This is a genomic window from Bradyrhizobium hipponense, from assembly GCF_008123965.1.
Classification (GTDB): Bacteria; Pseudomonadota; Alphaproteobacteria; order Rhizobiales; family Xanthobacteraceae; genus Bradyrhizobium; species Bradyrhizobium hipponense.
In genome coordinates, this window is record NZ_VSTH01000010.1 from 1 (window position 1) to 12,682 (window position 12,682).

Here is a 12,682-nt window from a genome sequence, read left to right on the forward strand (position 1 = left end):
CCTCCAGGGGAGGGTAAGAGGCGGCGGCCCTACGACAGCGAATCTACGCTTTGGTCGCTCAGGGCGCCGGAAATGATCGTCACGGGAACGGGGAACGTGCCGAGCGCATGTGCGAGCAGTGTGACCAGCGGCCCCGGACCTTCGGCGCCGGGATTGGCTGCCAGCACCAGCATGGCGATGTCGGGATCCTCGTCGATCACCGCGAGCAACTGTTCCATCGGCGCGCCTTCGCGGATGACCCGTTCCGGGGTGATCGCGGCGATGGCATTGGCGCGGCCGGTGGCACGGTCGAGCGCGGCATTGGCCTCTTCATGTGCCTCGGCGCGCATGATGTCGGCGACCCCCAGCCATTGCTGGTTCTGGTCCTCGATCTCGATAATGCGCAGCATCACCACGCCGCCGCCGGCCCGGATCGCCCAGCGGCTGGCGTAATACACCGCGCGATCCCATTCGGCAGTGTCGTCAACGATGACAAGGCATTTGGGCTTGTGACCCGGCTCGAAGCACTGTCGCTTGCTGGTCATGCATGTCCCGGCGTGTGCACGGCCGGCATGCTGCCACACTCCCTCGTGCTTTGGGAGAGGGAAGGTCGACCGGCGCCGGGCTCGCGAACGCAACAATCAGCGCGGGCGGATGAAACCGACGATGTCCTTGGAGAGCTTCATGGTCTCGTCGGCGATGGTGCGGGCCCGATCGGCGCCGTCGTTCAGGATCCCGTCGATATGGCCGGGGTCGGCGACGAGGCGCTTCATCTCGCCGGCGATCGGCGAAAGCTTGGTGACGCACAGCTCCACCAGCGCGTTCTTGAAGCTGGAGAACTGGCCGCCGCCGAAATCGCGCAGCACCTCGGCTTTCGAGCGGCCGGAGAGCGCGGCGAAAATGCCGACGAGATTGTCGGCCTCGGGACGCGCCTCCAGACCCTTTTCTTCGGTCGGCAGCGGTTCCGGATCGGTCTTCGCCTTGCGCACCTTCTGCGCGATGGTGTCGGCGTCGTCGGTCAAATTAATGCGCGAATTGTCCGATGCGTCCGACTTCGACATCTTCTTGGTGCCGTCGCGCAAGCTCATCACGCGCGTCGCCGGGCCGGTGATCAAAGGCTCCGGCAGCGGGAAGAACAGGCCGTCATTGGCGCCGTGGCTGCGAATCGAATCGCCGAAATCATTGTTGAACTTCTGCGCGATGTCGCGCGAGAGCTCGAGATGCTGCTTCTGGTCCTCGCCCACCGGCACGTGGGTCGCGCGATAGAGCAGGATGTCGGCCGCCATCAGCACCGGATAGTCGTACAGCCCGACCGAAGCGTTCTCGCGATCCTTGCCAGCCTTCTCCTTGAACTGCGTCATGCGGTTCAGCCAGCCCATGCGCGCGACGCAGTTGAAGATCCAGGCGAGCTCGGCATGGCCCGAAACCTGGCTCTGGTTGAACACGATGTGCTTGTTCGGATCGATGCCGCTTGCGATGAAAGCCGCGGTCACCTCGCGGGTGTTGCGCGCGAGCTCGGCCGGTCCGCCCCAGACGTCCAGCCCTTGCGTGATCGCATGCATGTCGACGACGCAATAGATGCAGTTGTGGGTTTCCTGCATCTTCACGAAGTTGACGATCGCGCCGAGATAATTGCCGAGATGCAGATTGCCGGTCGGCTGGACGCCCGAAAAGACCCGTTCAACGAATGGCATGTTAAGCTTTCCTGGCAAGCTTTCCTGGAGGTAATCGGCCGTCGTTTCCAACAGCGGCGGAGCGTCGTCAAGTGTAATTCGCGAGCTTTACGCGCCGGGAGCCTGCGGGGCAGGCTTCCTCAAGGCGTCAACCGTCTCACGCCAGGAGGCGACGCCGAGGATTTGCAGCAGCAGCCCATAGACGCCGATTCCCGCCGCAATCTGCACTCCCACCGCAATGAAACGGATGACGCCGTGGCTGTCGGCAGGCACGAAGCCCGCGGTCAGCCAGAGCAGGGCGCCCATGACGGCCGCGGCGAGTACGATCCGCGGCAGCCGCTTGCGGGCGGCCGCGTCGACCGAGAAGCCGAACTCGGTCGTGCCCTTTCGCAGCAGGGCGAGCGCGCTGCTCCAGGCGCCTGCCGCGATGCTCGCGGCGATCCCGGTTGCGCCGAAAAAATGGCCGAGCAAGACCGCGAGCGCGACGGCGACCACAAACCCCTTGGCGGTTGCAAGCAGCGGCGCCATCGTGTCGCTGCGGGCATAGAAGGCCGGCGACAGCGCCTTGATCAGCACATGAGCCGGCAGGCCCAGCGCCAGCCACATCAGTGCATGCGCGGTGGCTGCGCTGTCACCGGCGCCGAACGCGCCATGCTCGAACAACAGCCGCACGATCGGCTCGGCCAGCACGATCAGGCCGAGCGTTGCGGGCAGCGTAAGCCCGGCTGCTAGTTCCAGCGCGCGCGATTCCGCATGCGCCACCGCGTTGCGGTCGCAGCTAGCCACCGCGCGCGTCAGCTCCGGCACCAGCACGGTACCCATGGCGACACCGACGATGCCGAGCGGCAGCTCGATCAGGCGGTTGGCGAAATAGAGCCAGGAGACAGCGGACGGCGTGGCCGAGGCGATGATCGCGCCGGCGACCATCAGCCATTGCGGGCCCGAGCTCGCGATCATGCCTGGGATAGCCTTGGCGAAGAAGCCGCGCATCTCCTTGTCGAAATTTGCGCGCAGCGGTGTCGCAAGATGTGCGTTCCGCTGCGACAGCAGCATCAGGAGCTGCAGCAGGCCGGCGACGCCGACGGTGGCGGCCAGCATCCACGCGGCCAAGACAGCGTCGGCGTGGCCGAGCAACAGCGCCGCGATCGCGACGATCAGCGCGATGTTGAACAGCAGCGGCGAGAACGCCGTGAGCGCAAACCGCCCCTGCGCGTTGAGCAGTCCCATCAGCACGGTGACGGGGCCGGCAAAGGCGAGATAGGGCAGCATCAGCCGCGCGTTCTGGACGGCGAGATCGAGCGTGCCGCTACCAAGAAATCCGGGCGCAATGACCGTGATGATCAGCGGCATCAGGAGCGCAATGACGATCGAGATTCCGATCAGGGTCGCACTGACCGTGCCGAGCACGCGTCCTGCGAACGCCGCTGCGGCCTTGTCGCCATTGCGCTCGCGGATGCGCAGCCAGGCCGGAATCAGCGCCGCGTTCAGCGCGCCCTCGCTGAGCAGCCGCCGCACCACGTTGACGAGCTGAAACGCCGCCAGAAACGCATCCGCCACAGCGCCGGTGCCCAGCAATGCGGCAATCATGGAATCGCGCGCAAAACCCAGTAGCCGCGAGGCCAGTGTTCCCGTAGATACCGTCAGGAAGGAGCGGATCATCTGGCGTAATAATACCGTTGCTTGCTCGGGCACGGCCGGTCGTGATAGGCCGCGAGCTACATTTTCAGGCCGACAGGAAGCGGATTTTCCGCGAGATCGCAATCGGGCAACGGGATCAAAGTGAATGGCTGACGTGAAATATGACGTTCTCGGCATCGGCAATGCGCTGTTCGACGTGCTGGTCCGGACCGACGAGGCCTTTCTCGCCCGGCACGGCATGACCAAGGGCAGCATGTCCCTGATCGACGAGGCCCGCGCCGCCGCCATCTACCAGGACATGGGCCCGGCCACCGAAGTCTCGGGCGGCTCGGCTGCCAATACCATCGTCGGCATTGGGAGCCTTGGTGCCCGTGCGGCCTATGTCGGCAAGGTCAAGGACGACCAGATCGGCAAGCTCTATATGCATGACATCCGCGCTGCCGGCGTCGCCTTCAACACGCCCGCCGCCAAGGACGGCGCCGCCACCGGCTGCTCCTACATCCTGGTCACCGCGGACGGCGAGCGGACCATGAACACCTATCTCGGCGCCGCGCAGGATCTGTCGCCCGCCGACATCGATCCGGCCGAGATCGCCGGCGCCGGCATCGTCTATCTCGAGGGCTATCTCTGGGACCCCAAGAACGCCAAGGACGCTTTCGTCAAGGCCGCCAAGATCGCCCATGACGCCAAGCGCAAGGTGGCGCTGACGCTGTCGGATTCGTTCTGCGTCGATCGCTACCGCGACGAGTTTCTGGCGCTGATGCGCAACGGCACTGTCGACATCGTCTTCGCCAACGAGTCCGAGCTGCACTCGCTCTACACGACCTCCGACTTCGACACCGCGCTGAAGCAGCTGCGCAACGATGTCAATCTCGGCGTGGTCACCCGCAGCGAGAAGGGCTGCATGGTAGTGTCGCCGGAAGACGCCGTTGCCGCGCCCGCGTTCCCCATTGCCCAGCTGGTCGACACCACTGGCGCCGGCGACCTCTTCGCCGCCGGCTTCCTGTTCGGCCTCGCGCGTAACCTTGCGTACAAGCAGTGCGGTGAGCTCGGTGCGCTGGCGGCGGCCGAAGTGATCCAGCACATCGGCGCGCGCCCGCAAGTGTCGCTGAAGGAGCTCGCCAAGCAGCGCGGGCTGACGGGGTAAGGCGAGCAGCCTCCGCGCATTCCGTCATTGCGAGCGAAGCGAAGCAATCCAGAGTCTTTCCGCAGAGACAGACTGGATTGCTTCGCTTCGCTCGCAATGACGATGTGGAGGCAGATGTCGGCCTGACCCTCAGTCGTCATGCCCGGGCTTGTCCCGGGCATCCACGTCCTTCGAGCCGCGAGGCGTCATGGCCGGGACAAGCCCGGCCATGACGGGTGGTGCGAGTCGCGCAACTAAGCCGCCTTCTGCCCGCTTCCCGCATCGAGCCCGGCATACACCCCACGTTCGAACTCAGCGAACGCCTCCAGGCACTTGGCGTCCGCGAACGGCAGCACCTGCATCAGGATCACGCCGGTGACGTCGCGCACAGGATCGATCCAGTAATAGGTGTTGGCGAGGCCTGCCCAGGCAAGGCTGCCGGCACTGCGGCCTTCCGCCGTCTTGGCAGTGTTGATCATGAAGCTCAGGCCCCACTTCTTCACCTGGTCCGGATAGAGATCGACGTCGTTGCTGTACATCGGCGCCACCGAATTCATCCTGGTGACGTTGATGTCACCGATGTGGTTCTGCCCCATTGTCGCGACCGTCTCGGGCTTCAGCACCTGGTTGCCGTTGCCGCGGCCCTTGTTCAGGATCATCTGGGTGAACTTGATGTAGTCGCCGGCAGTGCCGTAAAGGCCGCCGCCGCCCATATGGAATTCCGGCTCCTGCTCGAGCTCGAACGGGATCGCGGCGAGCTGGCCATCCTCGCCGCGCGCGTGCATGCCGACGAGGCGCTTGCGCATGCTGTCGGTGATCTTGAATGCGGTGTCGTTCATGCCGAGCGGAGCGAATACATGATCTCGCAAATAGGCATCGAGCCGCATGCCGGTGATGGCTTCCACGGCTTTGCCGACAAAATCGATATTGGTGCCGTATTCCCAGCGCGTGCCCGGATCGGTCGCGATCGGCGTCTTCAGCGCGGCGTTCTGGCAGGTCGTGATTGCCGGCGTGCCGGTCTTCTCCAGATAGATCGCGAGATCGCCGTTCCACATGTTGTAGCAGAAGCCGGCGGTGTGGGTCATAAGCTGGCGCAGCGTGATCGGCCCCTTGGCCGGCCGTAGCTTCGGCTCGCCATTGGCGTCGAAGCCTTCGAGTACTTGCGGCGTGGCGAGATCGGGCAGCACCGATCCGATCGGCGCATCCAGCGACAGCTTGCCTTGTTCGACCAGTTGCATCGCGCCTGCGGTCGTCACCGCCTTCGTCATCGATGCGATCCAGAACACGCTGTCCGTGGTCATCGCATCGGGCTTGGACAAATCGCGTTTGCCGAATGCCCCCTGATACAGCACTTCGCTGCCGCTGGCGGCAATCGCCACGACGCCGGGAATCTCTTTTGCGTCGCTCTTCTTGCGCAGGACTTCGTCGATCTCTGCTTGGCTTTGCATGCGCGTTTCCTCCGGTTTGATTATTGTTTGAAGTGATCGATTGTCCTCCCGCATCCGCCGCGCGGCAAGCACATCCACCCGCCTGCGCCGGTCGCGATGTCGTGACTTGACGGTCCGCGCCTGACGCAGGACGACAAGGCGGCTGAACTGCAACACCTCCTCCTCACAATCTGCGGTGGATGGCCGCACTTCGCGGTGACCCGGAATGGGTCGAGGCGATATGTTTCGAGAGTTTTCGAGCACTTGAAACATTTTGTGCGTTGCGGCGCTCAGCACCCGGCCCAATCGCGCGGCCGCCGTTAAGACTTGATGTCAATTTGGCGGTCATCGGCCGCGAGGGGACCTTTGATGATTTCGACCTGGAGCGAATGGAAACGCTATCCCCGTCCCGGACGGGGCGAGAATCTCGAGGCGCCGATCTCGCCCGGCATCTACGAAGTCCGCATCGCCGGTACCGGCGCGCTCTATTCCTTCGGCGCCGTCGATAATCTGGCGCAGGCCCTGGCGCTGCTTCCGGTCGGTTCAAAATCCTGGTTCGGCCGCCGCGACACGTCCGACGCCCCCGATCTCGAATACCGCACCTGTGCGACCTCCTCGAAGGCCGGCGCCAAGGCGGCCGCAGAGCGCATGATCGGACGGCGCGAGACCTATATGAGCGGCGCGGCCTGACGCTCCGGCTCCCAATTTCGTCATAGGCAGATGCGCGTTGCGGGACGGTGCATTGCGCGCCGCTTGTCCCTATATTCCGGCCGATCCGATCGTCCGAAGGAGTAACGCCATGTCCCCGACCTCCGCCGCACGCGCTCAGCACACCACCGCCGCCCTGCGCGACCGGTTGAAGGACCCCTCGCTGCTGAAGGAGGCCTGCTACATTGATGGCGCCTGGGTCGGTTCGCCGAAGCTTGCCGTGAACAATCCGGCGACCGGCGTCGAGCTCGCAAAGGTGCCGCAGCTCTCGGCCGATGATGCCACCAGGGCCGTGGAAGCCGCCGAGCGTGCGTTCCCGGCCTGGGCCAAGCACACCGCCAAGCAGCGCTCCAACATCCTGCGTAAATGGTTCGAGCTGATTATCGCTAACCGCGAGGACCTCGCGCTGATCCTCACTTCAGAGCAGGGCAAGCCGCTCAGCGAGGCGCTCGGTGAGGTCGACATCGGCGGCGCCTATGTCGAATTCTTCGCGGAGGAAGCGCGCCGCGTCTATGGCGAGACCATCCCGACCCAGCGCGCCGATGCGCGCCTGCTCGCGATCAAGCAGCCGATCGGCGTCTGCGGCGCGATCACGCCGTGGAATTTCCCGAACTCGATGATCACGCGAAAAGTCTCGCCGGCGCTCGCGGCCGGCTGCACCGTGGTGCTCAAGCCCGCCAATGAAACGCCGCTGTCGGCGCTGGCGCTTGCGGTGCTGGCGGAGAAGGCCGGCGTGCCCAAGGGCGTGTTCAACATCATCACCGGCGATGCGCCGCCGATCGGCAAGGTGCTGTGCGAGCATCCGGCGGTGCGCTTCGTCGGCTTCACCGGCTCGACCGCCGTCGGCAAGATTTTGTACCAGCAGGCCTCCGTCGGCGTGAAGCGGCTCGGCCTCGAGCTCGGCGGCAACGCGCCGTTCGTGGTGTTCGACGACGCCGACATCGATGCGGCAGTCGAAGGCGCGATCGTCTCGAAATACCGCAACATGGGCCAGACCTGCGTCTGCGCCAATCGCCTCTACGCCCAGGACAAGATCTACGACGAGTTCGTGCAGAAGCTGTCGAAGAAAGTTGCCACGATGAAGATCGGCGACGGCACCGAGAGCGGCGTCATCCAGGGTCCGCTGATCAACATGAAAGCGGTCGACAAGGTCGAACGCCACATCGCCGATGCCATGAAGCGCGGTGCCAAGATCGTCACCGGCGGCAAGCGCAGCGAGCTCGGGCGCTCCTTCTTCGAGCCGACCGTGCTCGCCGACGTCAAGCCGGATTCGTTGGTCGCGCAGGAGGAGACGTTCGGTCCGCTCGCCCCGGTGATCCGCTTCAAGGACGAAGCCGACGTCATCGCCATGTGCAACGCCTCGCCGTTCGGCCTCGCCTCCTACTTCTACGCCCGCGATCTCGGCCGCGTCTGGCGCGTCGCCGAAGCGCTGGAATCCGGCATGGTCGGCGTCAACACCGGCCTGATCACCACCGAAGTCGCGCCCTTCGGGGGCGTCAAGGAAAGCGGCTTGGGGCGCGAAGGCTCGCATCACGGCATGGAAGAATATGTCGAGATCAAATACGTGATGATGGCGGGGGTGTGAGGCCGCCGTTATTCCTCCACGTCATTGCGAGCGAAGCGAAGCAATCCAGAATCTTTCCACGGGGACAGTCTGGATTGCTTCGTCGCAAGAGCTCCTCGCAATGACGAAGCTATAGGCTGATCACCGCCGCAGCACCGAGATCGTCCGATTTGCAAATGTCAGCCGCTCGGCCATGACCGAGACGAAATAGGTCAGCAGCTTGTGGCTGAGCGCGGGATCCTCGCTCTTGATCGCGTCGAACTGGTGCGTGTTCAGCACATAGAGCACGCTGTCGACCTCGGCCTGGATGGTGGCGCTGCGCGGGGTCTGTGACACCAGTCCCATCTCGCCGATCGTGGTGTAGCGGCCGAGACTGCGCACGCGGGTGGTGCGGTCGTCGTCGGCCGGGATCATGATGCCGACGCGGCCGTCGAGGATGAAGTGCATGGAATCGGCGGGATCGCCGGCCTGCACGATGATTTCGCCGGCCTCGACCTCGAGGCGCTGGCAGCGGCGGATCAGCTCGTCGGCGTCGTCCTCGCTGTCGAGCATCCCCGTGAACCAATCGCGCAGGCTCGCCTCCTCCTGCGCCAGCTCCTGGTGCTGCGCGATGAGCTCGTTCTCGCACCACTCAAGCGCATGATCGAGCTCGGGAATGACGGTAACGCCTGCGCCGATGAAATCGCTGGAGCGCAGCACCTTCTCGGCGGCAGCCGACAGGTGCACCAGGATCAGCTCGACGCCGAGGTCACCTGCGCTGCGCTTGATCTGGGCGAAACTGTAGGCGGCCGAGGAATCGACGCCGGTGACGAGCTTGAAGTCGACCAGCAGATAGCGGCACTCCGGCCGCTGCTGGAGCAGCAGCTTGACGTGCTGGTAGAGCCGGTTGGCGGAGCCGAAGAACAGATAGCTCTGCAGATTGAGGCCCTGGATCTTGCCGCCATGGGCCAGCAGCACCTGCTGGTCGTCGCGCGAGCGGTCGAGCGAAGAGTGATATTCGGAACCGTCGAAGCTGTACTTGATCGATTCGACCCGCGCCGCGCTGAACGCGAAGGTCGCGCAGCCGATGACGACGCCGATCAGGATGCCCGGCACGAAGCCCCAGGCGACGATGATCGCGATGATGGCGACCAGCGACAGATATTCGAGCCGGGACAGACGCTTGCGCGACTCGATCAGCCATTTGTGCAGCTGGTCGGCGCCGAGATAGAGCAGCAGGCCGCCGAGCACGAATTTCGGCATGAAGCCGAGCAGCTCCGGTGCGACGGCGAGCATCAGCAGCGACATGGCTGCAACCGTGAGGCCGGACAGGCGCCCGCGGCCACCGCTGGAGAAATTGAGGATCGAGCGGCTGACCGAGACACAGCCGGCATAGCCGGCGAGGGCGCCGGTCAGGATGTTGGCGGCGCCGGTGACGTTCAGCTCGCGCTCCAGATTGGCCTCGCGATGCACGGCAACCTCGATTCCCGTCGTGTTGAACAGCGTGCTTGAGGCCGTGACGAAGATGACGGCGACGACGTTACCGAGCAGGTCCGGCACCGCGGACCAGGGATAGCGGGCAAGATCGTCGGTGTGCCAGGGCAGCATGAATGTCGCCGGCGGCGGCGGCTGGAAGGTCCAGCCCAGGGCACGCGCCTCCTCCGGTGAGATGCCCGCGATCCAGAACACCAGATGTGCGGTGAGCATGCCGCCGATCAGGATGATCGGCAATCCGAACGCGCTGCGCGAGCGGTGCCAGGTCAGGTACAGCACCAGCGCCATCGCGCAGGCGGCGCCCAGTTCTGAAAGCGTGACGCCGTTGGTGAAGTGCGGCAGCGTGGCCAGCTGCACGGGATGATCGGTGATCACCCGGATCGCACCCATCACGATCAGCAGTCCGGTGGCGCCGAGGAAGCCGCCGACCACCGGATAAGGCACGTAGCGGATGGCGCGGCCCATCCGTGTCAGTCCCAATCCGCACAGCACGACCCCGGTCAGCACGGTCGACAGGCCAAGCGTGATCAGCACGGGCGGGAGCAGGGGTAAATGCGCCGCTTCGATGCGTTCGACCAGCGAGGCGGCCATAATGCCGGTCACCGCGGCGGTCGAGCTGTCGGGGCCGGCGATTGCGAAGGGCAGGGAGCTTCCCAGCCCGATGACGGCCGCGAGCACCGCGGAGCTGATGAAGGTCGCGGCAATGCCGTAGGACAGATAAGGCGACAGCGGACCGGCGAAGATCAGCAGCGCGTAGGACAGCCCGAAGGTGACGGTCAGGACGCTGGCGGCCCCTCCGCCCAAAATATCATTCAGCGCACGCTTGAGCGACGGATTGACCCCAGTGACCGGACCGAAGCCAATTGCTGGATCTGTCACGTGCTGAAACTCGCTCATAAGGATTGCCGTCCGAGACGTAGACGACTGCGAGCCTAGTGCAACAGGATTCTTTCAAGTGTGAAATTGCCGATAGTTTCGGGGCGACCTCGGCAGCGATTTAGGGGGCCCGGCCTCTCCACGTCATTGCGAGCGCAGCGAAGCAATCCAGAATCCCACCGCGGAGACAGTCTGGATTGCTTCGCTTCCCTCGCAATGACGGAGCTTGGAGCGACAGCCGGGCTAAATCTTCAGTTCGCTCCCGGTCACCCGGCGATACGCTTCCAGATACCTCTTGCTGGTCGCCTCCACCACGCTCGCGGGCAATGGCGGCGGCGGGGCGTCGCCGTTCCAGCGGCCGGCGCGGCGCTCGACGTCGAGATAGTCGCGCAGCGGTTGCTTGTCGAAGCTGGCCTGTGGCTGGCCGGGTTTGTAGGCACTGACCGCCCAGAACCGCGAGGAGTCCGGCGTCATCACCTCGTCGATCAGGATGATGCGTCCGTCCTTGTCGCGGCCGAATTCGAACTTGGTGTCCGCGATGATGATACCCTGCTCGCGCGCCAGCTCCTCGCCCAGCGTGTAGATCGCGCGCGTCATGCTTTCGAGCGTATAGGCCGTCTCGTCGCCGACGACCTCGCGCATCCGCGCGATGGTGATGTTCTCGTCATGGCCGGTCTCGGCCTTGGTCGCCGGACTGAAGATCGCCGGATCGAGCTTCTCGCTCTCGACCAGTCCGGCTTTCAACTTCTCGCCCGCAAGCGTGCCGCTCGCCGCATATTCCTTCCAGGCCGAACCGGAGAGATAGCCGCGGATCACGCATTCGATCGGAAACACGGTGGTGCGGCGGCAGAGCATGGCGCGGCCGAGAATCTCGGAACGATGCGGCTTCAAGGCCGGCACGGCTGCGATGATCGCGTCGGTGTCGGCGCTGATCATGTGATGCGGCACCACGCCTTCGAGCTCACCAAACCAGAACGCACTCACTTGCGTCAGCACCGCGCCCTTCATCGGGATGGTCTCGCCCATCACGACGTCGAAGGCGCTGATGCGGTCGGTGGTGACGAGCAGCAGGCGGTCGTCGTCGACGGCGTAGATATCGCGGACCTTGCCGCGCCCGATCTTGGGCAGGGGCAGGTCGCTGGAGAGCATGGTGGTCATCGGAAATACTTTCGCAGGCAGGCTTTCGCGCAGAAAATCCAGCCGCGCCGGACAGCGCGACCGGAAACCGGATTAGCCTATTCCGGCAGCGGAATGAACTCATGTTCCTGTGGAACCGCCGCAAAGCGGCCGGTTTTCCAGTCCTGCTTGGCCTGCTCGATCCGCTCCTTGCTGGAGGAGACGAAATTCCACCAGATGTGGCGCGGCCCTTCCAGCGCATCGCCGCCGAGAAACATCATCCGCGTGGCCTTCAGCGCCTTCACCGTGATGCGGTCGCCGGGCCGGAAGATCAATAGCCGGGGCCCCTCGTAGCGCTCGCCCGCGATCTCGACCTCGCCGTCGACGACGTAGATGGCGCGCTCCTCATGATCGGGGTCGAGCGGCACGCTTGCGCCCGCAACGGCCGTCACCTCGGTGTAGAACCAGGGCGACACCATCGAGACCGGCGAGGCGATGCCGAACGCGGAGCCCGCGATCACCCGCGCGGTGAAATCGCGCTCCGAGATCATCGGCAAATCGCCCGCGCCGTAATGCTGGAACGACGGCGCGATCTCTTCCGATCCGGCCGGCAGCGCGATCCAGCTTTGCAGCCCCAGCATCTTCTGGCCCGAGGCGCGCTGCGCATCCGGCGTGCGTTCGGAATGGGCGATGCCGCGGCCGGCCGTCATCAGATTCATGGCGCCCGGCTGAATCTCCCGGACGTTGCCCTCGCTGTCGCGATGCATGATCGCGCCGTCAAACAGATAGGTGACGGTGGCAAGTCCGATATGCGGATGCGGCCGCACGTCCATGCCCTTGCCGGAGATGAACTGAACCGGGCCGAAATGGTCGAAGAAGATAAAGGGACCGACCATCTGCCGCTTGCCATGCGGCAGCGCACGCCGCACTTGAAATCCGTCGCCGAGATCGCGGGTGCGCGGCACGATGACGAGGTCGAGCGCATCGCAGGACATGGGATCGCCGAGCACGGGATCGTTGGAGGGCTGCCAGCTCATGGTGGACTCCTTTTGGCTTTCTTAGGCACGATCCTAGCAGGATTTGGCGCCGACGTCGCGGCAAT

At 64.7% G+C, this 12,682-nt stretch carries 10 protein-coding genes; 3 read left to right on the forward strand and 7 right to left on the reverse strand.

The genetic code is table 11. The features are described from left to right. Window positions 1-29: 29 nt before the first annotated feature. From FXV83_RS01435 to murJ, 3 genes are all read right to left on the reverse strand, one after another. Window positions 30-524 carry a universal stress protein gene (locus FXV83_RS01435; RefSeq protein ID WP_187435579.1) on the reverse strand — a complete coding sequence of 165 codons (495 nt, stop codon included), beginning with the start codon at window positions 522-524 and terminating at the stop codon, window positions 30-32. 96 nt (window positions 525-620) lie between these two features. Continuing rightward, window positions 621-1,673, reverse strand: coding sequence for a tryptophan--tRNA ligase (trpS, locus tag FXV83_RS01440; RefSeq protein ID WP_148737049.1), 1,053 nt, complete (start codon window positions 1,671-1,673; stop codon window positions 621-623). Window positions 1,674-1,760: 87 nt separating this feature from the next. Next, window positions 1,761-3,311, reverse strand: coding sequence for a murein biosynthesis integral membrane protein MurJ (gene murJ, locus FXV83_RS01445; RefSeq protein ID WP_148737132.1), 1,551 nt, complete (start codon window positions 3,309-3,311; stop codon window positions 1,761-1,763). A 124-nt stretch (window positions 3,312-3,435) separates the two neighbouring features. Here murJ and FXV83_RS01450 point away from each other — a divergent pair, with 124 nt between their 5' ends. Further along, window positions 3,436-4,437 (forward strand): adenosine kinase, encoded by a 1,002-nt coding sequence (locus FXV83_RS01450; RefSeq protein WP_148737051.1) that lies wholly within the window; start codon window positions 3,436-3,438, stop codon window positions 4,435-4,437. 233 nt (window positions 4,438-4,670) lie between these two features. Here the strand turns inward: FXV83_RS01450 and FXV83_RS01460 are convergent, their stop codons facing one another. Then, a complete protein-coding gene (locus FXV83_RS01460; RefSeq protein ID WP_187435580.1) occupies window positions 4,671-5,864 on the reverse strand; it encodes a serine hydrolase domain-containing protein in 1,194 nt (397 codons plus the stop codon). Between the two features lie 348 nt (window positions 5,865-6,212). On the opposite strand from FXV83_RS01460, the gene FXV83_RS01465 reads away from it, so the two are divergent. Together FXV83_RS01465 and FXV83_RS01470 are read left to right on the forward strand one after the other, a co-directional pair. After that, window positions 6,213-6,533 carry a hypothetical protein gene (locus tag FXV83_RS01465; RefSeq protein ID WP_148737057.1) on the forward strand — a complete coding sequence of 107 codons (321 nt, stop codon included), beginning with the start codon at window positions 6,213-6,215 and terminating at the stop codon, window positions 6,531-6,533. A gap of 109 nt (window positions 6,534-6,642) precedes the next feature. Beyond that, a complete protein-coding gene (locus FXV83_RS01470) occupies window positions 6,643-8,136 on the forward strand; it encodes an NAD-dependent succinate-semialdehyde dehydrogenase (protein WP_148737059.1) in 1,494 nt (497 codons plus the stop codon). Window positions 8,137-8,256: 120 nt separating this feature from the next. Here the strand turns inward: FXV83_RS01470 and FXV83_RS01475 are convergent, their stop codons facing one another. The 3 genes from FXV83_RS01475 to FXV83_RS01485 all read right to left on the reverse strand — a co-directional run bounded on the left by FXV83_RS01475 (window position 8,257) and on the right by FXV83_RS01485 (window position 12,617). Further along, window positions 8,257-10,467 (reverse strand): SLC26A/SulP transporter family protein, encoded by a 2,211-nt coding sequence (locus tag FXV83_RS01475; RefSeq protein WP_148737061.1) that lies wholly within the window; start codon window positions 10,465-10,467, stop codon window positions 8,257-8,259. A 240-nt stretch (window positions 10,468-10,707) separates the two neighbouring features. After that, the gene (locus FXV83_RS01480; protein WP_148737063.1) at window positions 10,708-11,622 is read right to left on the reverse strand and encodes a phosphoribosylaminoimidazolesuccinocarboxamide synthase; all 915 of its coding nucleotides are present in this window, start codon (window positions 11,620-11,622) and stop codon (window positions 10,708-10,710) included. 77 nt (window positions 11,623-11,699) lie between these two features. After that, window positions 11,700-12,617, reverse strand: a complete 918-nt coding sequence (locus tag FXV83_RS01485) for a pirin family protein (RefSeq protein ID WP_148737065.1) — start codon at window positions 12,615-12,617, stop codon at window positions 11,700-11,702. Window positions 12,618-12,682 lie beyond the last annotated feature (65 nt).